Source organism: Sporosarcina sp. So3-204 (genome assembly GCF_058068165.1).
Window position 1 is genome coordinate 2,028,199 of sequence record NZ_CM176485.1, and the last position, 25,426, is coordinate 2,053,624.

The 25,426-nt window shown below is 37.3% G+C and carries 23 protein-coding genes, 1 other RNA gene and 1 other annotated feature; of the genes, 3 read left to right on the forward strand and 21 right to left on the reverse strand.

Annotated features, from left to right (window positions below):
• The 5 genes from AC3RV6_RS09920 to aceA all read right to left on the reverse strand — a co-directional run bounded on the left by AC3RV6_RS09920 (position 1) and on the right by aceA (position 3,660).
• Positions 1-795: a VLRF1 family aeRF1-type release factor gene (locus AC3RV6_RS09920; protein WP_489745880.1), complete on the reverse strand. Its 795-nt coding sequence runs from the start codon at positions 793-795 to the stop codon at positions 1-3.
• Between the two features lie 183 nt (positions 796-978).
• Complete coding sequence (locus AC3RV6_RS09925) at positions 979-1,674, reverse strand: LrgB family protein (protein ID WP_489745881.1); 696 nt, start codon at positions 1,672-1,674, stop codon at positions 979-981.
• Positions 1,675-1,680: 6 nt separating this feature from the next.
• Complete coding sequence (locus AC3RV6_RS09930) at positions 1,681-2,049, reverse strand: CidA/LrgA family holin-like protein (RefSeq protein WP_489745882.1); 369 nt, start codon at positions 2,047-2,049, stop codon at positions 1,681-1,683.
• 97 nt (positions 2,050-2,146) lie between these two features.
• The gene (yhfH, locus tag AC3RV6_RS09935) at positions 2,147-2,275 is read right to left on the reverse strand and encodes a protein YhfH (protein ID WP_489745883.1); all 129 of its coding nucleotides are present in this window, start codon (positions 2,273-2,275) and stop codon (positions 2,147-2,149) included.
• Positions 2,276-2,376: 101 nt separating this feature from the next.
• Positions 2,377-3,660 carry an isocitrate lyase gene (gene aceA / locus AC3RV6_RS09940; protein WP_489745884.1) on the reverse strand — a complete coding sequence of 428 codons (1,284 nt, stop codon included), beginning with the start codon at positions 3,658-3,660 and terminating at the stop codon, positions 2,377-2,379.
• A gap of 198 nt (positions 3,661-3,858) precedes the next feature.
• Here aceA and AC3RV6_RS09945 point away from each other — a divergent pair, with 198 nt between their 5' ends.
• Complete coding sequence (locus AC3RV6_RS09945) at positions 3,859-4,509, forward strand: LytR/AlgR family response regulator transcription factor (protein WP_489745885.1); 651 nt, start codon at positions 3,859-3,861, stop codon at positions 4,507-4,509.
• A 41-nt stretch (positions 4,510-4,550) separates the two neighbouring features.
• On the opposite strand, the gene AC3RV6_RS09950 is transcribed toward AC3RV6_RS09945, so the two are convergent.
• The 5 genes from AC3RV6_RS09950 to hisS all read right to left on the reverse strand — a co-directional run bounded on the left by AC3RV6_RS09950 (position 4,551) and on the right by hisS (position 9,465).
• The gene (locus AC3RV6_RS09950; protein WP_489745886.1) at positions 4,551-5,108 is read right to left on the reverse strand and encodes a GNAT family N-acetyltransferase; all 558 of its coding nucleotides are present in this window, start codon (positions 5,106-5,108) and stop codon (positions 4,551-4,553) included.
• 153 nt (positions 5,109-5,261) lie between these two features.
• Positions 5,262-6,032: a tRNA threonylcarbamoyladenosine dehydratase gene (locus AC3RV6_RS09955; protein WP_489745887.1), complete on the reverse strand. Its 771-nt coding sequence runs from the start codon at positions 6,030-6,032 to the stop codon at positions 5,262-5,264.
• Between the two features lie 94 nt (positions 6,033-6,126).
• Positions 6,127-6,307, reverse strand: a non-coding RNA gene (gene ssrS, locus AC3RV6_RS09960) — 6S RNA.
• 89 nt (positions 6,308-6,396) lie between these two features.
• Positions 6,397-8,163 carry an aspartate--tRNA ligase gene (aspS, locus tag AC3RV6_RS09965; RefSeq protein WP_489745888.1) on the reverse strand — a complete coding sequence of 589 codons (1,767 nt, stop codon included), beginning with the start codon at positions 8,161-8,163 and terminating at the stop codon, positions 6,397-6,399.
• A 27-nt stretch (positions 8,164-8,190) separates the two neighbouring features.
• The gene (gene hisS / locus AC3RV6_RS09970; protein ID WP_489745889.1) at positions 8,191-9,465 is read right to left on the reverse strand and encodes a histidine--tRNA ligase; all 1,275 of its coding nucleotides are present in this window, start codon (positions 9,463-9,465) and stop codon (positions 8,191-8,193) included.
• Between the two features lie 93 nt (positions 9,466-9,558).
• Positions 9,559-9,789 (reverse strand) — a binding site (T-box leader).
• A 117-nt stretch (positions 9,790-9,906) separates the two neighbouring features.
• Between hisS and AC3RV6_RS09975 the strand changes: the two genes are divergently transcribed.
• Positions 9,907-11,430 (forward strand): N-acetylmuramoyl-L-alanine amidase family protein, encoded by a 1,524-nt coding sequence (locus tag AC3RV6_RS09975; RefSeq protein ID WP_489745890.1) that lies wholly within the window; start codon positions 9,907-9,909, stop codon positions 11,428-11,430.
• 35 nt (positions 11,431-11,465) lie between these two features.
• Here AC3RV6_RS09975 and dtd read toward each other — a convergent pair whose 3' ends face one another.
• The 7 genes from dtd to AC3RV6_RS10010 form a co-directional block, all read right to left on the reverse strand.
• Complete coding sequence (dtd, locus tag AC3RV6_RS09980; protein WP_489745891.1) at positions 11,466-11,906, reverse strand: D-aminoacyl-tRNA deacylase; 441 nt, start codon at positions 11,904-11,906, stop codon at positions 11,466-11,468.
• 18 nt (positions 11,907-11,924) lie between these two features.
• A complete protein-coding gene (locus AC3RV6_RS09985) occupies positions 11,925-14,123 on the reverse strand; it encodes a RelA/SpoT family protein (protein ID WP_489745892.1) in 2,199 nt (732 codons plus the stop codon).
• A gap of 253 nt (positions 14,124-14,376) precedes the next feature.
• Positions 14,377-14,889: an adenine phosphoribosyltransferase gene (locus AC3RV6_RS09990; RefSeq protein ID WP_489745893.1), complete on the reverse strand. Its 513-nt coding sequence runs from the start codon at positions 14,887-14,889 to the stop codon at positions 14,377-14,379.
• Between the two features lie 44 nt (positions 14,890-14,933).
• Complete coding sequence (gene recJ, locus AC3RV6_RS09995; RefSeq protein WP_489745894.1) at positions 14,934-17,261, reverse strand: single-stranded-DNA-specific exonuclease RecJ; 2,328 nt, start codon at positions 17,259-17,261, stop codon at positions 14,934-14,936.
• 118 nt (positions 17,262-17,379) lie between these two features.
• Positions 17,380-17,736 (reverse strand): LapA family protein, encoded by a 357-nt coding sequence (locus tag AC3RV6_RS10000; RefSeq protein WP_489745895.1) that lies wholly within the window; start codon positions 17,734-17,736, stop codon positions 17,380-17,382.
• A 71-nt stretch (positions 17,737-17,807) separates the two neighbouring features.
• On the reverse strand, positions 17,808-20,078 hold the full coding sequence (secDF, locus tag AC3RV6_RS10005) for a protein translocase subunit SecDF (RefSeq protein ID WP_489745896.1): 2,271 nt from the start codon (positions 20,076-20,078) through the stop codon (positions 17,808-17,810).
• Between the two features lie 115 nt (positions 20,079-20,193).
• Entirely contained in the window at positions 20,194-20,523 is a 330-nt protein-coding gene (locus AC3RV6_RS10010; RefSeq protein WP_489745897.1) for a post-transcriptional regulator, read from the reverse strand.
• 96 nt (positions 20,524-20,619) lie between these two features.
• Between AC3RV6_RS10010 and AC3RV6_RS10015 the strand changes: the two genes are divergently transcribed.
• Positions 20,620-22,137, forward strand: coding sequence for a putative polysaccharide biosynthesis protein (locus AC3RV6_RS10015; protein WP_489745898.1), 1,518 nt, complete (start codon positions 20,620-20,622; stop codon positions 22,135-22,137).
• Here the strand turns inward: AC3RV6_RS10015 and AC3RV6_RS10020 are convergent.
• The 4 genes from AC3RV6_RS10020 to queA all read right to left on the reverse strand — a co-directional run bounded on the left by AC3RV6_RS10020 (position 22,131) and on the right by queA (position 25,404).
• Positions 22,131-22,772: a DUF421 domain-containing protein gene (locus tag AC3RV6_RS10020; protein WP_489745899.1), complete on the reverse strand. Its 642-nt coding sequence runs from the start codon at positions 22,770-22,772 to the stop codon at positions 22,131-22,133. The genes AC3RV6_RS10015 and AC3RV6_RS10020 overlap by 7 nt on opposite strands.
• 126 nt (positions 22,773-22,898) lie before the next feature.
• Positions 22,899-23,174, reverse strand: a complete 276-nt coding sequence (gene yajC, locus AC3RV6_RS10025) for a preprotein translocase subunit YajC (protein WP_489745900.1) — start codon at positions 23,172-23,174, stop codon at positions 22,899-22,901.
• 38 nt (positions 23,175-23,212) lie between these two features.
• Positions 23,213-24,352, reverse strand: a complete 1,140-nt coding sequence (tgt, locus tag AC3RV6_RS10030; RefSeq protein ID WP_489745901.1) for a tRNA guanosine(34) transglycosylase Tgt — start codon at positions 24,350-24,352, stop codon at positions 23,213-23,215.
• Complete coding sequence (gene queA / locus AC3RV6_RS10035; protein WP_489745902.1) at positions 24,349-25,404, reverse strand: tRNA preQ1(34) S-adenosylmethionine ribosyltransferase-isomerase QueA; 1,056 nt, start codon at positions 25,402-25,404, stop codon at positions 24,349-24,351. The genes tgt and queA overlap by 4 nt, the downstream gene beginning before the upstream one ends.
• Positions 25,405-25,426 lie beyond the last annotated feature (22 nt).

Here is a 25,426-nt window from a genome sequence, read left to right on the forward strand (position 1 = left end):
TTATTTTTCAAAAACCTCTTGTAACACAATATCAGCTTTTCGGTTGTTTAAATTTTTGTGTAGACAACTTGCTGGTTTAACTTGCAATGTCTGGGCAAATGAATTCGCAAGTTCCGCTTCCCCTGACACATGAATTTCTTCCCACTTACGTTCTTTTTTTAATCGGTCTACAGTGGCACCCATATCTTTATAAAACCTCAGCAAATTTTCTTTTAGACGATCATCAAAGGCATCCGCATCAACTGCTCCAGAAGCTTGAAGTCCTCCAATAATATGCTCTCCTTTTTGTTCCCATTGCTTTTTACCAGCATCAAACTCGTAGTTCAGTTCTTCATTAACAAACCCCATTGATGTATCAATAATCCTGACAGAATTCTGTCCTGGTAATACAATTCCCGAGTTTGGATAAGCTTTGTTGATATAATATAGCTCCTCAAGAACTGGGTGGTTTTCCCAATGGAAACTTGTCTTAACCGCAACTTGTACATAGTGCACTGACCAAAGATTCGAGATTTCAGAAGCAAAAATTACGACGCCTTTATTAAAATCGTTTTGATTGTCATCTATTTCTTTCATCACTTTTTCCCTTGTTTTTTCAAATAACTTAATTTCTTTTTTATCATCTGAAGCTTCTAAGTACTCTTTTAGTCTTTTCATCCCCGTTTTTAGATGAATTTTCCAAGCACCATTTCTTTGTTCTGGATCTGCAGGATTCGTATTTAAATATAGACTTAGCACACAACGTTCCTCAAACTCCATGTCTTTTAATTCTATTAGTTCATCTTTTAATACCATTTTTTAATTCTCCTTCCCAATCATCGCTCACCTTAAGGTTTACCATTTGAGATGGAATTTACACACTTACTTTTATCATTTTTTGATTAAAATGATCTGTTTAAATTTAAAGTAACAAAAAATCCTTAGTAGCAGACAACAACATTGTTTGCTACTAAGGATTATATTGATTGTGCTTATTTTTTAGCTGAAATTCATAACCCATATGATTAATGGGCCAATGACAGAGCCTGCGATACCGCTTAAAGTCATCGATACTGAACTCATCGAAAGTGCGAATTCACCGTATTCAGTTGCTTTTGCTACACCAAGAGCATGTGAAGCACTTCCTAGTGATAAACCTTTACTAAGTGGCGTATCTATATGCATCATCTTCATAAATGCAGGTCCAAGAATAAGCCCTGTAAATCCTGCAATCATAACGAATGCTGCAGACATTGGAGGAATCCCCCCTAATGTTGTGCTCATTTGAAGCGCAACAGGCATCGTTAATGACTTAGGTAATAAAGTATAAATCATTTCTTGATCAACTCTTGCGATAATAGCTAATAAGTAAATGCTTAACATTGCGGATATTATACCCATACCTACACCCATGAAGATGGCTTGTCGATATTTTACAAGGATTTCTCTTTGTCTATATAACGGGAAAGCCAGAGAAACGACTGTAGGACCTAATAAAAATTGAATCCACTTTCCACCAACCATAAAATCATCGTATGGTATTTTTAAAATAATAAGGACGAAAATAATAAAAAAAGTCGTTGTTAATACGGGATGTAAGAGCGGAGTAGAAAAACGAGCATACAATTTTCTCATCACTACAAAAGAACCGAATATTAAACCAATAACTGCAATGATTATTACTAGATCATTCATAACACTTTACTCCTCTTTCAATACTGTTCTCTTTTCAAAATATTGACTTGTTTTACCTGCAACTAAAATGGTTATGAAACTGCTTAACATGACAATTAATACTAGAACTATTCCTTTTAGCGAAAGAAATTCAGGGTATTGTATTACGCCCACTGTGGATGGAATAAAAAATACTGGCATAAATGCTAACATAAAGCCCGCTCCAGATTGGATGTATTTTTCTGGAAGGATATTAAAATTTAAACAGAGAAATAATAATATGAGTCCCGTGATGCTTCCATGAATAGGCAATCTTAATATGTCAGATAAAAACGTGCCGACCATGAAAAATAAATAGATTACAGCTATTTGAATGACTACTACTATGTATTTCATGAGCATATTCTCCCTTCTAGAATAGTTTAAACGATAATGGTCAAAATAAAAAGAAAATGTCCCTATTTCCTATAATTAGGAATAGAGACATTTTCAATCAGTGTTCATGTTTACCGATACAACGCTCGCATTCATATAAATATGATTCATGTTTTTCTACGATTTTATTACCACATTCCCTACACTCTTTATCTTTAGCTGAAATTTTCATCTCTTTTTCCATCATAATAATCTCCTCCATTTTCTATTTTGGTAAAACGAGTAATAGTTTGGTAGTGATGGGGATCATATTTTTAATCCCCCATCCTTCCCTTTAATTAAATGAAATTAAAACTGTGCTGTTTCAGTAGAACCTGCCATTGCTGTTGTAGAAGATTTACCACCAGATATGACTTGTGACACTTCATCGAAGTAACCTGTTCCAACTTCACGTTGGTGGCGAGTAGCCGTGTACCCTTTTACTTCACTATCAAACTCAGCTTGTTGTAATTTAGAATAAGCCGCCATTCCATCATCTTTGTATCCGTGAGCAAGTTCAAACATACTGTGGTTAAGTGAGTGGAATCCAGCAAGTGTAACGAACTGGAATTTATAGCCCATTTCACCAATACTTCTTTGGAAATTAAGGATTTCGTCATCAGTTAACTCAGACGCTTTCCAGTTAAACGATGGTGAACAGTTATAAGCAAGCATTTTACCTGGGTATTCAGCATGGATTGCATCCGCAAAAAGCTGTGCGTCTATCAGGCTTGGTGTTGCCGTTTCACACCAGATCAAATCTGCATATGGTGCGTAAGCAAGGCCGCGTGCAATAGCTTGGTCAAGACCTTTGTTTGTGCGATAAAATCCTTCAGGCGTTCTTTCGCCAGTGATAAACTTAGCATCACGTGGGTCAATATCGCTTGTAATCAAATCTGCTGCTTCAGCATCTGTTCGTGCAAGGATAATTGTTGGTACGCCTAATACGTCGGATGCTAGTCTAGCTGCAGTAAGATTACGAATAGCATTTTGTGTTGGAAGTAACACTTTACCTCCAAGGTGACCACATTTCTTTTCTGACGCCAGTTGGTCTTCAAAGTGAACACCAGCAGCTCCAGCTTCTATCATCGCTTTCATCAGTTCGTAAACGTTAAGCGGTCCTCCGAATCCTGCTTCAGCATCTGCTACGATTGGTGCGAACCAGTCAAAACCTTCATTACCATCTTCTGCATGATCGATTTGATCTGCACGTTGTAGCGCTTGGTTGATTTTAGTTACTACTGTTGGAACACTATTTACTGGGTATAAGCTTTGGTCAGGATACATTTGACCAGCAGTGTTTGCATCTGCTGCTACTTGCCATCCACTAAGATATACAGCTTTAAGGCCAGCTTTAACTTGTTGAACTGCCTGGTTACCAGTAAGTGCACCAAGTGAGTTTACAAACGGCTCTTCTTGAAGTGATTTGAATAACCGTGCTGCACCTTTTTGTGCAAGTGTGTATTCAATTTGCAGAGAACCTCTTAACTTTACAACGTCTGCTGCTGAGTAATCTCTCTTAATTCCCTGCCATCTTCCATCTTTTGCCCAGCTCTGTTCTAATTCTTCAATTTGCTCTTGTCTTGATACCATTAATAATCATCCTCCTGTTTTGTGGTCTTCTATAATCAACTGTTTCATAACAGTTGTTGTTCATGTATACTAATATATAACAGATTCTATAAAGTGTCCGACTATTTAGACAGAACAGTATATTTTAAGACAGAAGCAATTATAGTCGGATGAAATAGTTCGATAGAGTCGAATATTCTAATAACAGGAGTGGTTTAATTGGAAAATGAAAGTTTTCAAGAGCTTGTAGGTATAATGAAAGACTGGATTCCTAAAGATGCTTCAATTGCAATTGCATTGAACAACCATTATTTGTATTACATCTCTGGTATTCATGACATCCGAATTAAGAAAGGACAGAAAGTAGAGCAAGGAAGTATAGCCGACAGTATTTTTAAAAAAGGGATTCGGTTTGAAGGCTTAATGGACGATTCACTATTTGGCGTTTCTTATTACGGTATCGGCTATCCTATAACAGTTAATCAACAACAAGGCGCTTTAGTCGTTATTCTACCTACTAATTATTATTTTTTGAAAAGAGAGCCACTAAGTTTTCTAACAGGTAAACTAGAAGATACTTGGAGTCCCGTTCAAATTGAAGAAGTGACTTATATAGAAAGTCTTCATAAGAAAACATGGTTTTATGCAAATAATGAGTCTTATAGCTTGATTCAAACTCTAAAAAATCTAGAAGTATTATTACCACCCTGTTTTTTACGGATTCACCGCTCTTATATTGTTAATATTTCATTTATTAAAGAGATTTCTAGGGACTTCACTTCTAATCTTCAATTAACATTAATAGATGGAACAGTTTTAGCCGTTAGTCAGACTTATGTCAATCAATTCAGAACTAAGTTAGGCTTTTAATCGAAAAAAATAACCGTTCAATTTAACTGAACGGTTATTTTTTAGTGGATTCGGTTTTTATAATAAATTAGATTATCAATCCATTTTCCATTTTCATAGAAAAAAGCTTCTCTTGTGCATTCGTAAATAAAACCCGCACTTTCTGCTAATCTTTTGGATGGTTCATTATCAATATTTATTTGGAGTTCAATTCTGTGGAATTGTAAAGAGTAGAAAAAGAACTCAGCAGCAGCCTGTACACTTTCCTTTCCATAACCTCGCCTATAAAACTGATTATGTATAGAATACCCCATCATACCCCAGTTATAATCCATGCGTAATATCGTGAATAACTCTAACTCCCCTAAAACTAATCCGTCTTCTTTTCGAAATATACCAAAGACATATGATACATCTTTGTTTGCGGTCTTATGAAAACCTTTTATCCAATCCTCATACCACTCTTGATCATATACTGATGATTCATCATAGCCCTCGTCATGTTTATAAGTAGAAGCTTGCCTATTTTTATATCCTTTATCCCATTCAGCATAATCTTCATTCTTAAATGGACGAATAAGTAAGCGTTTTGTTTCTATAATCATATCGTCTACTTTCAAAAATACTCCCCCCTATTAGTTTTGACTCTAAAGCAAAGCAATACAATCATTATTGTTGAGCCAATTATTCCACATAATTGTTTCCATAATATTATTATTAGTTTACAAAAATAGCCACACAGATTTTTATTTCTGTGCAACTATCAAAGAATTTTATTTGACTTTATCTTTAACACGAGTAATTGGGATATCAGAAACGATATCGTTTAGTACCCAACTAGCACAAATTAAACCTGCTACAGATGGCACAAATGCATTTGAAGCTGGTGGCATTTCCGCTTTACGAATCACTGCATCAGGTTTACCGACAGTTCCTACTACATCTTCACGAATAACAACTGGGCTTTCATCCGAAAACACGACAGGTAACCCCTTATAGATACCTGCTTTACGAAGTCGGGTTCGCATAACTTTGGCAACAGGATCGGTATGCGTTTCGGATATATCTACAATTTTAAACCGGGTTGGATCCATTTTGTTCGCAGCACCCATGCTTGAAATAATTTTAATGCCGCGTGCAATACATTCTAAAGCAAGATGTATTTTATATTTAATCGTGTCAGAAGCATCTATAACGTAATCGGGTTTGTAACTAAAAAATTCTTCTACTGTTTCTTCCGTATAAAACATATGTAGTGAAATAACTTCACAATCTTTATTAATATCTGCAATTCGTTCCGACATAACTTCGGTTTTTGAACGGCCTACTGTTGATAAATTTGCAATTAATTGTCGATTTATGTTCGTAATATCGATATCATCTTTGTCAACGAGAATAATACGCCCTATTCCACTTCTTGCGCAAGCTTCTGCTGCAAAAGAACCTACGCCGCCAACACCTAAAATAGCAACTGTCTTATTACGCATAAGTTCAACGCCTTCTTTGCCAATCGCTAATTCGTTTCTTGAAAATTGATGCAACAAGAAAAACGCCACCTATCTACCATAGTATATGTTAATTCATCCATCAGAAAACCCCTCTGCACTTTCACCAGAGGGGATTAAGTTTAAAGTTAGCACGAATCCCAAATGTGCCGTCTTTTGTAGTATCGTTTTGAACCCGCTCTCAGCAGGTGGGTGCCCTCTTCAAATATTCTGACTTCCCCTTAGAGGCATGTCATCCGATTCAAAATCAGGCTCCCTACGATAGAAATGTTCGGTCAAAACTGATGGTCAAATAACGAACACTTCAGGATTCGTATTAATCTTAGATTACCACATATTTTCATCTAATTCAATCGTTTTAGTTAATGAAATATTTCAAAAAGTAGGTATACTTTAATACTTTTTACTTAATATCATCGTTTACTGATATTCCTAATTCAGCTAATTGTTTTGGATTAACGCTATCAGGTGCTGATGTAACAAGACAGTTCGCATTCGCTGTTTTTGGGAATGCGATTGTATCTCTAAGATTTGTTGAACCTGCAAGAAGCATTACAATACGATCCAGACCGAAAGCAATTCCACCATGTGGCGGTGTACCATATTCGAATGCATCGAGAAGGAATCCAAACTGCTCTCTCGCCTCTTCATCACTGAATCCAAGTGCTTTGAACATCTTCTCTTGCACATCACGTTGATAAATACGCAGTGAACCTCCACCAAGTTCATAACCATTTAACACGAGATCATAAGCTTCTGCGCGAACTGTTTCAGGGCTACTTTCCAACTCATCTACATTAGATGGCATTGTGAACGGATGGTGTGCCGCTGTGAATCGTTCAGCGTCCTCATCATATTCAAATAATGGCCAATCAGTTACCCATAAGAAATTAAAAGTAGAAGCATCATAAAGATCGTGATCCTTCGCTAATTTCACGCGAAGTGCTCCTAATGCAGCCGCAACTACGTTCTTTTTATCAGCAACAAATAATAGGAGATCTCCTGTTTCCGCGCCTGCAGCTGTTAGTAATGACTCAGCTACTTCACCTTGGAAGAACTTAGCGATTGGTCCGTTTAAGCCTTCTTCAGTAACTTTTAACCAAGCAAGACCTTTTGCGCCGTGTCGACCAGCAAATTCGTTTAAGCCTTCGTCAATGTCTTTACGTGTATATTCAGCAGCTTTATTTTTTAAATTAATTAATTTAACTTGTCCGCCTGCTTCAACGGCTCCGGTAAACACCTTGAAAGGTGCATCTTTAATAATTTCAGATACATCGACTAATTCTAAGTCAAAACGTGTATCTGGTTTATCTGAACCGAAGCGCGCCATAGCTTCATCATAAGGAATACGGTTAAATGGAATTTGCACATCAATTCCTTTAACATCCTTCATTACTTTTTGCATCATTTTTTCATTTAACGCAATGATTTCTTCTATAGACGTGAAACTCATTTCCATATCTATTTGCGTAAATTCTGGTTGACGATCAGCACGTAAATCCTCATCACGGAAACAACGAGCAATTTGATAGTAACGATCAAAACCAGAAACCATCAACATCTGTTTAAACAGCTGTGGTGACTGTGGCAATGCATAGAATTGGCCTTCATGTACACGGCTTGGTACAAGATAGTCACGCGCACCCTCTGGTGTGGATTTAGTTAGCATAGGTGTTTCTACTTCTAGAAAACCTTCATCATCTAAGAAATTACGTACAGTTTTCGTAATATCTGAACGCATTTTAAATATTTTTGCAAGTTTTGGACGACGTAAATCCAAGTATCTGTATTTCAATCGTGTTTCTTCACCTACATTCGTTTCATCTTCAATCATAAATGGCGGTGTTTTTGCTTTGTTAATAATTTCAATAGATGACACTTGAACTTCAATTGAACCTGTTTGAATGAGTGGGTTCTTCTGGGATTCCTGACGTTCAATTACAATTCCTGTAACGCTTATGACAAATTCGTTTCTAACACTTTCTGCAATTTCAAGCGCTTCTGCTGATGTAGCAGGATTAAATACAGTTTGTACAACACCCGCACGGTCACGAAGATCAATAAAAATTAAGCCACCGAGGTCTCTTCTAATTTGAACCCAGCCTTTTAATGTTACTGTAGATCCTACTTCTTTTTCCGATAACTCGCCGCAATAATGTGTTCTTTGCATATTATTCATCCGCCTCTTTAGCTATTTTTATGTTAATAAAACGTTTTTAACTTTCTCAATTAATTCACTTGTCACTACTTTTTCTTGTGATCTGTCGGTCATATTTCGTAACATAACGACACCTTCTGCAACTTCTTCATCGCCTATAACTATTACTGCGCGCGCTGTTAAGCGGTCTGCTGATTTCATTTGGGCTTTTAATTTACGATCCATATAATCCATATCCGAACGAATACCTTCTGTTCTAAGTTCAGTTAGCAGTTTAACACCTATACGTTTCGCATCGTCTCCTAGCGTCACAATATAAACATCCAGTTCAGCTTCTGCTTCAAATGTTTTACCCTCTGCCTCCATGGCAAGTAGTAGTCGCTCGATACTCATTGCAAAACCGATTCCAGGTGCAGACGGGCCACCAATTTCTTCAGCTAAGCCATTATATCTTCCCCCACCACAGAGCGTTGTAATCGCACCAAAACCCTTTGCTGTACTCATAATTTCAAAAGCAGTGTGATTATAATAATCTAAGCCTCGCACAAGATTAGGATCCACTACATATGGAATTCCAGCATCATCTAGATAGCTTTTTACTGACGCGAAGTATGCTGCTGATTCTACATTCAAAAAGTCCGCTAAAGAAGGTGCAGTAGCAATTAACGGGTTCTCGCTATCTACTTTGCAATCAAGTATACGAAGTGGATTTTTATTAAGTCTAGATTTACAATCCGAACAAAATCCCTCGATATGAGGACTAAAATGTGCAACCAAAGCTTCTTTATGAGCAGAGCGACATACTGTATCTCCAAGTGAATTAATCACCAACTTTAGTTCACTAAGTCCAACACGTTTATAAACATCCATAGCAAGTGAAATCACTTCAGCGTCAATTGATGGGTCATTACTTCCGATTGCTTCTACACCGAACTGTACAAACTGTCTGTACCTACCCGCTTGTTGGCGCTCATAACGGAACATCGGACCAGTATAATAGAGCTTCACAGGTTGATCTGGATAGCCGAACATTTTATGTTCAACAAAAGAACGAACAACTGCAGCAGTTCCTTCAGGACGCAATGTCATGGAACGATTTCCACGATCTGTAAATGTGTACATTTCTTTTTGGACGACATCCGTAGTCTCGCCGACTGTTCGCTGGAACAATTCAGTTTGCTCAAACATCGGTGTGCGTATCTCTTTATAATGATAAAGTTCACATACGGTATTAATAATTCCTTCGACTTTTTGCCATTTCCATGTTTCGGTAGGTAGAATATCTTGTGTTCCTCTAGGCACTTTAAAATTCATTTTCAAACCCCTTTCTTTTTCTTTTAAGTTTAAGCAGGCAGCGATTAGCACTAGTTTTTGAAAAATAAAAAAAGACCCTCACCCCTTGCATACGCAAGGGACGAGAGCCTTTATAGCTTCCGCGGTTCCACCCTAATTGGCACAAATTTAGTGCCCTCTTTAAACCCGAATAACGGTCGGCTCCGTTCTTATCTACTAATTAAATTTCGATAAGAAACCTCATTGGTGTTTTTCATTATAAAAATCTGCAGGGGAGATTTCAGCCACGTCAACCCTTCTCTAATCAGATAGCTTTATAACTAATTTCCAAATCTTCGGCAATAACTATGCTCAATTACTAATAATCTTAATGATAATTGCGCTTCATGTCAACTAATTGTAGATAAATGTAGTTATTTACCTAAATTTCTCTTATACTAGTGAATAAGAGGAGATGGTCATGTGACAAAAAGTGTTAAATTATTAATTGTTTTCATGCTATTTTTCAGCCTTATATCTGGTGTTAAGTCATCATACGCAAATTCAGATTCTGTTCGAATTGATTCTGAATTTATCAATATGCGTTCAGGCCCTGGACTTACATCCGAGATAACAGGTACTTTGAATCGTAATGATATAGCCGAAATTATTTCCACTTCAGGAGAGTGGTTAAAAGTCACTTCATCTGGGCAAACAGGCTGGATTGCTTCATGGCTAACCGCTCCAATTAGCGGATCAGATGTAAGCTTAACGATTGTTTCACGGGTCGATAGTTTAAATATTCGTACAGATCCTTCCATTGGCTCCGCTATTCTTGGTAAATTGAATGCTGGTGATGAAGCAATTTTAATTACTAAAGAAGGAAATTGGGCGCGAATTACAAAAAATGAAATAACCGGATGGGTACATACAGATTATATTTCTGAAATATCTGAGCAAAATAATAACGCAGCTGACGAAACTATTAAAGCAATGAATACTTTTACCGTTTCTGTTGATTCATTAAATGTTCGAAGTGAAGCTAGCCTTGCATCAAAAAAAATTGGTGTCATCCACAAAAATAAAATATTTAATGTGAAGGAAATTAGTGGGAACTGGGTTAAAATCTCATTGGATAAGAAAAAAGATGGGTGGGTTTATTCTTTTCATGGACTCCTTTCTTCTACTGAAACAGTAAAAAAAGAAAGTGAATCAAAACCTAAAACAGTTACTATACTAACCGATGGCACAAATATACGCCAGAAAGCTTCAACAGGTTCCGCAATTGCGTATAGGGCTGATGCAGGCCAACAATTTGAAATTAAAAACAACACAGGTGATTGGTTTGAAATTATAATGCCAACTGGTGATACGGCTTTTATTGCTAATTGGGTCGTTTCGGCAGATGAAGATTCTGTAAGTAAACAAGTACCTGGTGAAAAAAAGAAAGCACGCGTTCCTGGCACTTTAAATGGTCTTACAATTGTCATCGACCCAGGACACGGTGGAAATGATCGTGGAACGACAGGGCAACGCGGGACGGACGAGAAGTATATTACTTTAATGACAGCCGAACTTCTTGCTTCTAAATTAAAAGCAGCTGGTGCAACGGTAGAACTAACTCGGGAAACCGATACATATATAACGTTGCGTAAACGTGTTGCAACTAGCCATCAATATGCAGCTGATGCTTTCGTTAGCATCCATTACGATGCTACACTTGACTCTTCAATTTCGGGATTCACAACTTATTACACGCACAGTCGACAAAAAGAACTTGGTGATGCTGTTAACAGTGAGTTAGACTCATCTTTATCTATTCGTAATCGTGGTGTGCAACCGGGTAACTTTTTTGTCCTACGTGAAAATAGTCAGAACGCTATTTTAATCGAACTCGGATACTTATCCAATGATTCAGAAGAAAGGTATATTACGACAGAAGCATTTCGAGAACAAGCTACACATGGAATTTATAACGGATTGTTAAAGTATTTTGATGCCAATTAAAAAAGGATCTTCTCATAGAGAAGATCCTTTTTTAATTATTTCGTGTCAACAATAATCGTAATCGGTCCATCATTGACAAGTGATACATCCATCATCTCACCAAATAAACCTGTTTGTACACGGAGACCTTCTTCCATTAACTTCTGATTAAAGAAGAGCCAGAGGGGTTCAGCGTGTTCGGGGCGCGCTGCATCCTGAAAACTCGGACGCCTCCCCTTTTTAATATCGCCGTATAATGTAAATTGCGACACGGATAAAATATCACCGTCTACTTCGATTATAGAATGATTCATTTTCCCTTCGTTGTCTTCCCATAAACGTAGATTCGCAATTTTTTTGGCAGCATAAATCGCATCTTCTTCCGTATCATTATGTGTAACCCCGACAAGTAGGACGTACCCTTTTTCAATCGAACCTGTTATTTCTTTATCAACAGTGACTGAGGCTGGGCCTGAACGTTGTAATATTATTCTCATAGTAAACAACTTCCTTTATTAATTAATAACACGTTCAACCGAATAAATTTCTGAAACTTGCTTTATCCGTTCCGAAATTCTAAATAAGTCAGCAATATTCGTAATTTTAATAGTCATATTAATTTTGGCAATACTGTCACGATCTGCTCTGCCACTAACCGCTATAATCTGCGTCTTCGTTTCAGCAACAACCATCATCACTTCATTCAACAAACCTTGTCTATCATAACCAGTGATTTCAATATCTACTTGGAATTCTTTATGTTCATCGCTAGATCCTAATGACCATTCAACATCGATTGTACGATCTAATCCATCCCCACTCGAATCAACATTTGGACAATCTGTCCGGTGAACAGATACGCCCCGTCCTCTTGTAATAAAACCAATGATTTCATCTCCTGGTACAGGACTACAGCATTTTGAAAGTCTTATTAAGATGTTATCAATCCCGATAACAGTTACTCCTGATTCGGTCATTCGCTGAGGTGGCGCTGACTCTATACCTGAAACAATTTTATTTATCGTTTCTTGTTTTTTACGTTCTTTACGCATTTTTTCAGAAAGCCTATTCACCACTTGTTCAGCAGTAATACCGTTAAAGCCAACTGCAGCATACATGTCTTGTTCTGAAGTAAAATTAAATTTATCACAAACACGTGCTATGTTTTCTTGTGTAAGAACATCTTTCACTTCAAAATCCTGTGCTTTTACTTCTTTCTCAATCTGATCTCGTCCTTTTACAACATTCTCTTCGCGTAATTGTCTTTTGAAAAAGTGGCGAATCTTATTTTTAGCCTGTGAAGAATTGGCAATCTTTAACCAATCCCGACTAGGTCCAAACGATTGTTTTGAAGTTAATATTTCAACGATATCCCCAGTATGAAGTTCAGTATCTAGCGGAACCATTTTACCATTCACTTTTGCGCCAATCGTTTGGTTTCCAACCTCAGAATGCACTCGAAAAGCAAAGTCTATTGGTACACAACCTGCCGGAAGTTCCATCACATCGCCTTCAGGAGTGAAAACATAGACCATATCTGAAAATAAATCGAATTTTAGTGACTCCATAAATTCTTCTGCATCAGAAGATTCGTTTTGAAAATCAAGTATTTCTCTAAACCATGTTAATTTCGAATCAATATCACTTGGATCCTTCGTAATTGATTTACCTTCTTTATATGCCCAATGCGCAGCAACACCAAATTCTGAAATTTTATGCATTTCAGCCGTTCGTATTTGCACTTCAAGCGGATCACCCCCTGGTCCAACAACCGTCGTATGAAGGGATTGGTACAAGTTTTGCTTAGGCATCGCGATATAATCCTTAAATCGCCCTGGCATTGGCTTCCATAGTGTGTGAATAATCCCTAGTACTGCATAACAATCTTTAATGCTTGATACAATTACACGTACAGCAAGTAAATCATAAATTTCATTAAATTCTTTACCTTGCAAGACCATCTTTTGATAAATAGAATATAGGTGTTTTGGACGTCCTGAAATATCTGCTTGTATGTTCATTTTCTCAATTTCAACTTTAACTTGAACCATTAAATCCGCTAAATAGTTTTCACGTTCAATTCTTTTTTGCTTCATATGGTTGACAATACGATAATATTGTTGAGGTTTTAAGTAGCGAAGGGCAATATCTTCTAATTCCCATTTAATTGCTGATATCCCTAGACGATGTGCAAGTGGTGCGAATATTTCAAGCGTCTCTGCTGCTACTCGATGTTGTTTTTCTGAGGAAACATGTTTTAACGTACGCATATTATGTAGTCTATCTGCAAGTTTAATTAATATAACACGGATATCTTGTGCCATCGCAATAAACATTTTACGGTGATTTTCAGCTTGTTTTTCTTCTTTTGATTTATATTTTAATTTATCCAACTTCGTCACGCCATCTACTAACATGGCGACTTCTTCACCAAAATCACGAATAATATCTTCACGACATACGTCCGTATCTTCCACCACATCATGAAGAAAACCCGCTGCAACTGTTGATGGATCCATTTCTAACTCTGCGAGAATTCCAGCCACCTGAATTGGATGTAGGATGTACGGTTCCCCAGAACTTCTAAATTGTCCTTCATGAGCCGATTCTGCAGCAGCATATGCTTTTTTCACAAATTCAACATGCTCATCATTCATATACGAAGAAACGAGCACAAATAAGTCTTCTGCTGTCATATCTTGATTTTTCGCCATTCTAACACCCCTTTCAAAGCAAGATAATTTTTATCTTACAGATTTATAAAGTTTCTAACTATGCAAATAACCGAAAGACACTCATACATCGTTAAGCGTAATTTCGATTTATTCTTTTAATCATTAATTAATATGTAACACATATGTTTAATTCAGATAAAAATGATAATAAATCTATTGTATGTATAATTGGTCAAAGTGTAAAGTAAGGCAATTGAAAAATTCCCCGCAATACGTGCCGAGGAATATTTACTCAGTATGTCATAAGGGCACGCATCGGATATCCCTTTAACTTTTCACGTCCACTTAAATAAGATAATTCAATGAGAAAAGCACATCCAACTACAATTCCACCAAGCTTTTCAACAAGTTCTATTGTAGCGCCAATTGTACCACCAGTTGCCAATAAGTCGTCCACAATTAGGACACGCTGACCGGGTTTAATAGCATCTTTATGAATCGTTAACGTATCTTTCCCGTACTCCAGTTCATACTCAACACTAATTGTCTCCCGTGGTAATTTTCCTGGTTTACGTACAGGTGCAAAACCTATTTCAAGTGCATAAGCTACAGGACAACCAATAATAAACCCACGTGCTTCAGGGCCTACAATAATATCCGTACCAACCTCTTGAGCAAATTTAACAATTTCATCTGTTGCAAACTTATACGCCTTACCATCATCCATAATTGTTGTGATATCCTTAAATCGAATCCCTTTTTTCGGATAATCTGGGACGACAGTAACATAGTCTTTCAAATTCATCTTGGTGGTTCCTCCCCATAATAAAAACTATTTCAAATTTATTCTTACTCTATAACGCCTTTTCGGAATGGTTCAAACCATTCTTTTAATTCCGTATAGGGTGCATAAAGCAATTTCTTTTCCAACTCGATTTGTCGTTCTCTTTCTTGGTAAGTTGGTGCTTCTGTTAGGTCCCGTTTTTCTGTCGTTTCGACAAAATACACAAGTTCCTTTTCAATCTTAACAAATCCAAGTTCAGAAAACACCTTTGACATGAAATTAACCGTATCATTTCTCCAACCTTTATGCTTGATTAGCTTTTCGCCGTTCGTAACAAAGTCAAATTTACCGCGACTTTTTAGAAAACTATAATACCAACCAAACTGATCACGTCCGGGTATTCCATCAAAGTAGACTGATTCTGGAACGTAGAAATGCGCATAAATACGACTTGGATTTTGCTTACCAATTAGTTCATTAAGTGCAGATACATTATTCGGTATGTCTAGTAGCACAATGTTTTCTGCATCTGGTATAGGTTGCGAGCCAACTAAATGAATATGATTTCCTTCTAAGGACGTTTGTAGCGCCCTAATCGTAGATTCCTGAAATGCAATAAACACAGTTCCTGTTTTTGGAATAGTATGTAGCCATCTGGAAGTTTCACGAATGCCACGTAAATCAAATAACTGCCACTCATCTGTTGATAAATCTTTAAGGAGTAATTGTGGTTTTTTATTGCCATTCCATTCATTCACTTGTAAATCCCCTGCGACGGACAATTTTACACCTGGTGTAATATGATCTGCAATTTCCCCAAGTCCAAATCCAATCACATCAATAGTGTTTACTCCATCAGTTAAGTCGATTTTTAAGTGATTTTGTGCAGCACCAATCTTGCGAACAGAAGACGCGGATAAACCTTCCAGCATATAAACTGGTTTTGCAAAGTCCATCCCAAATGGTCTAAGTAAATCCAATTTATCCAAAACATCAACATCAATTTCATCTATTGTTAACGGAACGTCTATTGAAAGTTTCGGAATCAACTGATCAACCGTCAGTATACTTCCAGCTTGGTCAATTAAGTTTTTTCTCAACAAGTCAAGGTTATCCAAATTTAAAGACATACCAGCAGCCATTGGATGTCCGCCAAAATGAGGAAGAATCGACTTGTTTTTCGTCAATTCTGCAAACATATTAAAACCGGCAATACTTCTAGCGGATCCTTTAGCTATATGTTTTACAGAATCAATTGATAGCACAATTGACGGACGGTAATATTTTTCCGTTAGACGAGATGCCACAATCCCTACTACACCAGCATTCCATCCCTCTTTTGCAATGACAATAACTAATGGTATTGAATCTCCATGAAATTCTTTTAGTAATTCCTCGGCTTCTTTTGTCATATTAGTGACGAGTGATTGTCTCTCTTTGTTTAAATTGTCCAATTCTGTTGCAAGTCCTGAGGCAACCTCCACGTCTTCAGTCATAAGCAAATGAACAGCGGGCGCTGCATCACCTAGCCTGCCAACAGCGTTTAGTCTAGGCCCAATCATAAAACCAATCGATTCTTCGTTTAACTGAGCCTGTTCTGTTCCAGCAACTTTTGCCAGAGCTTGAATGCCAAGTCTTTTAGAAGTACGCATTAGCTTTAAGCCTTCTTTAACAAAAAATCTATTTTCACCTTTTAATGGTACAAGGTCAGCTACTGTACCTATTGCAACGAGTTCTAATAACTCATAAGGAATTTCATCGAGCAAAGCTTGCGCCAGTTTAAATGCTACTCCAACGCCCGCAAGTTCACCAAACGGATAATTGCCTTCTGGATGTCTCGGATGAATAATCGCATCTGCAGCGGGCCATTTCTCTCCAGGTTCATGATGATCTGTTATCACTACTTCCAAACCGAGCGTCTTTGCAAACGCTACCTCATCGACACCAGACACACCATTATCAACAGTGATTAATACAGCAGCACCGCGTTCATAGATTTCTTGAAAAAGGTCTTTATTAGGACCATAACCATGTTTAAAGCGATCTGGAATTACAAAGAATGCATCCGCACCAAGTTGTTCCAGTACCGTCATTAAAACAGATGTACTCGTCACACCATCCGCATCATAATCCCCATATACAGCGATTTTCTTGTCTTCGTTAATTGCATCGTGAATTAATTCAACTGCTTTTTCCATATCGTGCATCAAATAAGGATCATGCATAGCCGATTCATCCATATGTAAAAAAGCTTTCGCCTCAACAGGATCAATAATTCCCCTAGAAGCAAGTATTTTCGCATGTACGGATGGAATTGCTAACTCCGCAGTTAAACGTTCAACAACTTCTTGATTTGGACGTTCTACTGTCCATTTTTTCATTGATTCAATCAAAAAACTCACTTCCTTATACTTTACTATAACGGATGACGTTCTTCAGGGAAAGGCTCGCTAATCTTTTTCCACAAAAAAACACTCTCACGAGGACTAATCCGTAAAAGTGCTGCCTGAATTAATTTAAACGATTATCTTCTTCAACAACATTTTCTTTATCTAAATCAATAACTAAGGGGAGTTGTTTTTGTAAATCAGCAATTTCATTTTGCTGATCAGCAATGAGTGATTCTTTCATCGTGATTTCCTTCATTAATTCTTTAGTTCGTTTATTAGTTATAACACTTCTAAACATAGCTACAATACCACTAATTGCAGCTCCTAGTAACGCTGCACCTAAAATAATTAGAACAAGTGGCCATTCTGCTTCCCCAAAAACGTAATTTACTGGTACAGCGGCGACATTGACGACTGAAAAAACAGCAATAATAATTGCAAATAAAAGAGCTAATAACCATGTCCATTGAAATTTCATTCAGCATACCCCCTAATTAATCGTATAAAAAAAACAAGATATACATAAGTATACCCTGTTTTTGGTAATAATTAAACAACTGGTTCATCTGATCCCCATTGCTTTTTCTCTTGATTAACTTTCAACGTGCCTTTTGATTTAATTTCACGTTTCTTCAAATCAAACCAAATTTGTGCTGAAATGAATATTGAAGAGTAAGTTCCCGCCAGCAAACCAATAAGAAGCGCAACCGAGAAAGGACGAATTGATTCAGCACCAAGTAGCATCAAAGCTGCTACAACGAAAATTACGGTTAGAACTGTATTAACAGAGCGACCTAGCGTTTGACGAAGTGATTTATTCACTATATCAGCAAGTTCATCTGCATTATCAATCTTGCCTTTTCGATGTAAATTCTCACGAATCCTATCAAAAGTAACAATTGTATCGTTTATTGAATAACCGATAATTGTCAGTACCGCCGCAATAAACGTAATATCAACTTCAAGTCTTAAAATACTGAACATTGCTACCATAAAGAATGCATCGTGCAAAAGCCCGATAATGGATGCTAGACCCATACGCCATTCAAAACGGAATGCAACATAGATTACAATTCCCAACGCTGCAAATAGAAGTGCATAAAATGCATTCTTCACAAGTTCTTTACCAACTAAATCCGAAACTGCACTCACATTAGGTTCAAAGCCGTATTCTTCTTGAAGTGCATTTTTGAATTTATTGATTTCTTCTTGTGAAAAGTCTTCTTTATAGCGGATAACACCAATTTCTTTTTTATCACCAGAAATTACGATATCTGTTGAAGGATGTCCTGCCGCTTCAATGCTTTTTGTAATCGTTTCTGTGGTCAAATCTTTATCAGCAAGAACTTCTACACGTGTACCACCCGAGAAATCAATACCAAGATTTAATCTGAAAAGACCCAGCATGATTACACCTGAAACGATTAAAATCATTGAGATTGTATAGAATCGCTTCCGTGAATGCACAAAATCAAAACGGTCGAATTTGGTAGATAACTCCAAAGTCTCAATTTTTTCTTCAGGTGGATGAATACGGTTTTTAGAAAGTCCGAAAAGGCCCGTTTTCCCATCCAAAACACCACTATTAGCAAGAAGACCAAGTAATATTCTTGACCCCCATACTGCAGTTAAGAAGCTAACAAGAATACTAATAATAAGCATCGTTGCGAATCCTTTAACAGAGCTTGTCCCGAATATAAATAAAACAACTGCTGCAAGAAGTGTTGTAATATTTGCATCGAGTATCGCTGTAAACGATGATTTCGCTCCTGCACGGAATGATGTTTTGACTGATTTACCAACACGCAATTCTTCACGTATACGTTCATACGTTAAGATATTCGCATCTACCGCCATACCGACCCCTAGCATTAATGCTGCTATACCTGGCAATGTCAGCACGCCATTGATAAGCGTAAATACAAGTAATATTAAGTAAATATAAACAGATAGTGTAACAACTGCAATAACACCTGGTAATCTGTAGTACAAAACCATAAATATAAATACGAGCGAAATACCGACTATTCCTGCAAATATCGTCTTATCTAATGCTTGTTCACCAAACTGCGCACCAACAGAAGTAGAATAAATCTCTTCTAAACTAACAGGTAGTGCACCGGCATTTAAAATACCAGATATATTTCTTGTTTCTTCAACTGTGAAATTACCTGAGATTTCGACACTTGACGAAATAATTGGTTTATCAACATTTGGTGAAGACACAAATTTAGGTTCTGGTTTCGCTGATTCAGCTGCGAACGAATCGATACCCTCTTCAAAGTCTAGCCATATTACTAATTGATTATCTGGCTTCATTTTCGAGATTTCCGTTGTTACTTCGCCAAATTTGTTAGGATCTTTCATTTCTAACGTAATAATTGGTTGTCCAGATTTTTGATTAAAGTCAGGTTTAGCTTTACCTTCTTTTAAGTCATTACCATCAAGTAGCAAATTATCATTAACATCTCTAAATGTTAAGTTCGCCTGTGTTGAAAGTAATTCTCTGGCCGTTTCCTGGTTTTCAACACCCGCAAGTTGGACACGAATTCGATTATTCGACTCCACTACAATACTCGGTTCACTAACTCCTAGTACGTTAACGCGGTTTGAAAGTGCATCTGCAGTGTCTTTTACCATTGCTTCCGTTATGTCTTGTCCATCTTTTAACGGTTTAACTTGGTAAAGAACTTCAAAACCACCTTGTAAATCAAGTCCTAGTTTCACATCTTTTATGATTGGATTAATCGTTGGACCGATTGTCGCAACAAAAATAACAATCAATAATAAGAACGAGACAATCCGTCCTCTTGTTTTCATATTCGTAGTTCCCCCTCTTGTCTGTGGAATGGTACGTAAAAATTATATGTACGCACTCCTAAACACAACAATACTATTATGAAACAAGGTCGCCCATGTGTCAAATAGACGCGTCTTATTCTTTAGTATAATTTTCTTTAGTCGCTTGTGGCGCCAATAAAATTTGCAATTCATCATTGTTCAAATCAGAAAACCAGTCAGAACCACGCTGCTCTTCAATCTGTGTATAGGTCATAAATGCCGCTGGTAGTATTCTTAAAATATCATTTGCAATTTCATATACGCGCATTGAACTAACGTCTTTTTTTCGCCACGTTTTCCGAACACAATATATCCAAATATCTTCTTCAGTCACCGTCGTATAGCCATATAAATGAAATTCATTTCTTTTACTTATAAGTGCAGGGTGCATATCAGTAAATATTTGGCCTAAATCTGAGCTCATTTTTTCCAATCCTTTCTAAAACAGTCGTATGTAAGTCCATATCCGCATAGATATAGTGTATATGAAATGTACGGAATTGAGAAGGAGTTGTTTTGTTTGTCTTCATTCATCCGCGGAACGGCAGTTCTAATGGTTGCAGTTTTTTTGTCAAAATTATTAGGATTCGTTTACCGTATTCAATTTATGCGAATCGCAGGTGAAGAGGCTGTAGGGATCTACATGACTGCTTATCCTGCATTTATTTTCTTCCTATCTCTCGTTCAACTTGGTGTGCCTATAGCAATCGCAAAAATAATAGCTGAACTTGAAGTAAAAGGAAAACGAGCACAAATTCCTGCAGTCATGAAAACTGCTACTTTCTTAACCATTTTAACTGCTATTGTATTTATTCCGACATCAGTATTATTTGTTCCCTACTTATCCGGAACATTGCTCGGAAATCCAGCTTCTTCATCTGCACTTTATGCAGGAATTGCAATTGTACCAATCGCTGCAATTGGCGGCATCATTCGCGGATATTTCCAAGGAATTGCGCGTATAGAAGAAACGGCTTGGTCTCAAATTATAGAACAGTTTTTCCGCATCGCATTAATCACTTGGTTTTTGCCGATTATTTTATCAACAGATAACACTTCGATGAACGCTGCTTATGCAATGGTCGTAACATTATTAGCAGAAGGGGTTTCTGTTTTATATTTATTATTTAAATATAGACAACAAAAAAAGCGCAATCCAATCGAGAACGCAGAAAAGAAACGTCATCCATTCGAACCCATACTCGCTATTGCGTTACCTTCTTCTGGTAGTCGTTTATTTGGCACGTTTACTTGGTTTCTTGAACCAATTATCTTCTTAAGAGCACTTTCTTTGTCAGGAATTACAGCAATCGCCGCAACATCGTTATACGGAGTCATTTCAGGTGTACTCATTCCACTACTCTTATTCCCTGCATTTATTCCATATGCACTCTCCGTAGTACTTGTTCCCGCGGTAAGTGGTGCAGCAGCTTCTAGCAATAAGATTAAACTAAGGGAACGAATACACCTCGCCTTACGTTTATCAGCTCTTACAGGCACCTTTGCAGCAGCCGTATTCTTTATTCACGGACAGGCGCTTGCGGAAAAACTTTTCCGAGTAACAGAGGGTAGTAACTACATGACAATGTTAGCACCAATCTTTTTCTTTTATTATATTCAAGGTCCACTCTATTCAATTTTACAAGCTTTAGGTGATGCGAAGGCTGGAATGATGAACTCGGTCTACGGAGGAATTGCTAAATTAGCTGTCATGTTCATACTCGCTTCTCAACCAGGTCTACAAGAAACAGGTGCTGTACTCGCAATTGGTTTCGGTGTTTTAATTACATCCTTTCTTCATATTGCGACACTCCGAAAAAACAAAACGACAGCAACTGGTTTTACGATGTTCGTGTTGCCTTACGCTGCGTTTATCATGACCGCTATAATGCGTCCCATTTTCATTCCTATTGGCCAACTAGGGTTATTTTCAGAATGCATTATTACATGTTTTTTCCTAACAATCATCCTTATTTTGACAAAGCAAATTAAGTTTAGTGATTTTCTATTAATCAAAAATCTGATTAAAAATCATTGATATGCCTCTTTTAATTGAAATTGTAATTTATTATTTTCGAATGTACAGAAAAAGATTTGTTCTACATCGCTTATTCCTTGTTTTTTCAACTCTTTATATAACCAATCTTCTGTTTCACCTATTACTGTAAGGTGTTTATGTTGTACTACACCATCACTAATTAATGATAATGCCGGTTTAGTATCTTCATGTTTAAAAACGGATAGATTTCCGGAAGGTTCCAAAAAGGCAAATGAGACTTCCCGAATAGAACCAACTTGTTGTTCACGTAATTGTTGAAATAAATCATCCAAATTATAACGCTGCCGTCTCATTTCCTCCTCATCTATGTGCCCATTACGAATCATGACTGATGGCTCACCGTCAACAAGATCTCTAAACTTCTTACTTTTCATTGACAAAAAAGCAGAAGAAACTTGTATGATAAGCAAAATAATTATTGGTACAATAGAATTGATTAACTTTTTATCAGGTGAATCCAAAGCAAATGCTGCAACTTCTGCCATAATAATAAAGATGACTACATCAAATAAACTTAGTTCTCCAACTTCCCGTTTCCCCATAATTCTTAAAACAATGAGAATCAACACGTAGAGAAATAGCGTTCTAAAACTAATAATAAGCAAATCGTTCATAATCATCCCCCTTTTTTCAAAGGTTGTCCAAAACACCATAGATCATATACAATTTTGTGACAGAAAAAAGAGGCAGTAGCCAAACAGATTAAATCCTGTTAAGTCTACTACCTCTTTTTTGTGTAATTAAGCTGAAGCTGAAGTATCTGTTACGCGACCGACAGCTTGTCTATCAAAGCGCAAAGTTACGCCGTCTGCAACTTTCAGATAAATTGTAGCCTCGTCAACAGCATCTACTTTTCCGTGAATGCCGCCAATCGTAATGACAGTATCTCCACGTTTTAACTGACTTTGCATAGACTTTGTTTCTTTTTGTCTTTTCTGAGCAGGTCTAATTAGAAAAAACCACATCACTGCAAACATCGCAACGAAAGGTAAAATTCCAACAATATTAAAATCCATAATTATCCCCCTTTCAACCAAGTTTTATTATACAATATTCAGAAGTTTTTTGCATTCGGTTTGTTAAATCCGTATTTTTCAAAAAACTCATTACGGAAATCACCAAGTGAATCATTTCTTATTGCATCGCGTACTTGTTCCATCATATTTAATAAAAAGTACAAGTTATGATACGAAGTTAAACGGATACCAAAAGTTTCTTCTGTGCGAATTAGATGGTGAATATAAGCGCGGCTGTAGTTTTTACAAACGTGACAGTCACAATTTTCATCTAATGGCCTGAAATCTCTTTTATACTTCGCATTTCTAACGACAAGTCTACCTACGCTTGTCATTAACGTCCCATTACGTGCAATTCTCGTCGGTAACACGCAATCAAACATATCAATGCCTCTTATTGCCCCGTCGATGAGAGAGCGCGGTGAGCCGACACCCATAAGATAACGCGGCTTGTCTTCCGGAAGTAGTGGCGTTGTAAATTCCAGCACTTCATTCATAACTTCCTTAGATTCTCCTACTGACAAACCACCAATAGCATAACCTGGAAAATCGAGTGATACGAGATCCTTTGCACTTTGCTTGCGTAAAGCTTCAAATGCTCCACCTTGAACAATACCAAATAGCGCTTGGTCTTCGGGACGTCCGTGAGCCGCTAGACAACGTTCAGCCCATCTTGACGTTCTTTCAACACTCGCCTTCATATACTCAAATGTCGCAGGATATGGTGGACATTCATCAAAAGCCATCATAATGTCCGCACCTAAATCGTTTTGTATCTCCATCGCTTTTTCCGGACTTAGAAAAAGTTTATCCCCATTCAGATGATTTCTGAAATGAACTCCCTCTTCTTCGATCGTCCGAAATTCACTTAACGAGAATACTTGAAACCCACCAGAATCAGTTAAAATTGGTTTATCCCAATTCATAAATTTATGTAAGCCGCCTGCTTCTTTAACAATATCATGTCCAGGTCGCAGCCATAAATGATAAGTATTACTTAAAATAATACCGGATCCAATTTCTTTTAATTCCTCTGGAGACATCGTTTTAACTGTTGCCTGCGTACCTACTGGCATAAATGCTGGTGTTTCAAATGAACCGTGCGGCGTATGGACAATACCAAGACGCGCACCAGTCTGTTTACAATTTTTTATATGTTCATAAGTTACTGCTGTCATACGTCTGTTTCCTTTCTTTGAGGAGGTTTAATAAACATCGCATCTCCAAAACTAAAAAAGCGATAGTCCTCTTGTATTGCTTCATTATAAGCTTTCAATATAATATCACGAGTTGTTAACGCTGACACCAACATTAGCAATGTTGATTTTGGTAAATGAAAATTCGTCAGCAAACCATCAATAATACTAAAATCATATCCTGGGTAAATAAAAATTGATGTCCACCCACTAGATGCTACCATTTTCCCGTTATTTTCAGAACCGATTGTCTCTAACGTCCTAGCAGATGTGGTACCAACCGCTATAATACGTCCATTACTCGATTTAACATCGTTTATGACGTCAGCAGTCTCCTGTGTGACACTATAATACTCAGTGTGCATCTTATGATCCATTATAGACTCAACACTTACAGGACGGAATGTTCCTAGACCTACATGCAACGTTACAAATGCTATTTTCACACCTTTATTCCGAAGACGATCAAGTAGTTCATCTGTAAAATGAAGACCTGCTGTTGGTGCAGCTGCTGAACCGCGTTCCTTCGCAAATACTGTCTGGTAACGATCTTGGTCTTCTAACAATTCTGTAATATACGGCGGAAGCGGCATTTTACCTAGTGCATCTAATATTTCATAAAAAATACCCTCATACGTAAATTTAAAATTACGTCCACCATGTTCAAGTATTTCCGTGCACTGCGCTTTTAAACGGCCGTCACCAAATGATACAACACTACCAATTTTAATACGTTTTGCTGGCTTTACAAGTGTTTCCCAATCATCTTCGCCTTTTTCTTTTAGAAGCAGGATTTCTATCGTTGCACCAGTGTCTTCTTTTACACCCAAAAGACGTGCAGGTAGAACTTTTGTGTCATTTAATACTAATAAATCACCGACTTGTAATTCATCTACTAATTGCGCGAAGTGCCGATGCTCAACTTCACCTGTTACTTTATCCAGCACCAACAAACGACTAGCTGTTCTATCTAGAAGCGGCGTTTGTGCAATAAGCCGTTCCGGTAAATTAAAATCAAAATCATTTACGTCCATTTTGTTACTTGCCACCTTACCT

Bases quoted from the DNA above. Each gene is read 5' to 3' on its own strand.
- AC3RV6_RS09920 (WP_489745880.1), bottom strand. From the start codon at position 795: ATGGTATTAAAAGATGAACTAATAGAATTAAAAGACATGGAGTTTGAG.
- AC3RV6_RS09925 (WP_489745881.1), bottom strand. From the start codon at position 1,674: ATGAATGATCTAGTAATAATCATTGCAGTTATTGGTTTAATATTCGGT.
- AC3RV6_RS09930 (WP_489745882.1), bottom strand. From the start codon at position 2,049: ATGAAATACATAGTAGTAGTCATTCAAATAGCTGTAATCTATTTATTT.
- yhfH (WP_489745883.1), bottom strand. From the start codon at position 2,275: ATGATGGAAAAAGAGATGAAAATTTCAGCTAAAGATAAAGAGTGTAGG.
- aceA (WP_489745884.1), bottom strand. From the start codon at position 3,660: ATGGTATCAAGACAAGAGCAAATTGAAGAATTAGAACAGAGCTGGGCA.
- aspS (WP_489745888.1), bottom strand. From the start codon at position 8,163: ATGCAAAGAACACATTATTGCGGCGAGTTATCGGAAAAAGAAGTAGGA.
- hisS (WP_489745889.1), bottom strand. From the start codon at position 9,465: ATGAATTTTAAAGTGCCTAGAGGAACACAAGATATTCTACCTACCGAA.
- dtd (WP_489745891.1), bottom strand. From the start codon at position 11,906: ATGAGAATAATATTACAACGTTCAGGCCCAGCCTCAGTCACTGTTGAT.
- AC3RV6_RS09985 (WP_489745892.1), bottom strand. From the start codon at position 14,123: ATGGCGAAAAATCAAGATATGACAGCAGAAGACTTATTTGTGCTCGTT.
- AC3RV6_RS09990 (WP_489745893.1), bottom strand. From the start codon at position 14,889: ATGAATTTGAAAGACTATGTTACTGTCGTCCCAGATTATCCGAAAAAA.
- AC3RV6_RS10000 (WP_489745895.1), bottom strand. From the start codon at position 17,736: ATGAAATTTCAATGGACATGGTTATTAGCTCTTTTATTTGCAATTATT.
- secDF (WP_489745896.1), bottom strand. From the start codon at position 20,078: ATGAAAACAAGAGGACGGATTGTCTCGTTCTTATTATTGATTGTTATT.
- AC3RV6_RS10010 (WP_489745897.1), bottom strand. From the start codon at position 20,523: ATGAGCTCAGATTTAGGCCAAATATTTACTGATATGCACCCTGCACTT.
- AC3RV6_RS10020 (WP_489745899.1), bottom strand. From the start codon at position 22,772: ATGAACGATTTGCTTATTATTAGTTTTAGAACGCTATTTCTCTACGTG.
- yajC (WP_489745900.1), bottom strand. From the start codon at position 23,174: ATGGATTTTAATATTGTTGGAATTTTACCTTTCGTTGCGATGTTTGCA.
- tgt (WP_489745901.1), bottom strand. From the start codon at position 24,352: ATGACAGCAGTAACTTATGAACATATAAAAAATTGTAAACAGACTGGT.
- queA (WP_489745902.1), bottom strand. From the start codon at position 25,404: ATGGACGTAAATGATTTTGATTTTAATTTACCGGAACGGCTTATTGCA.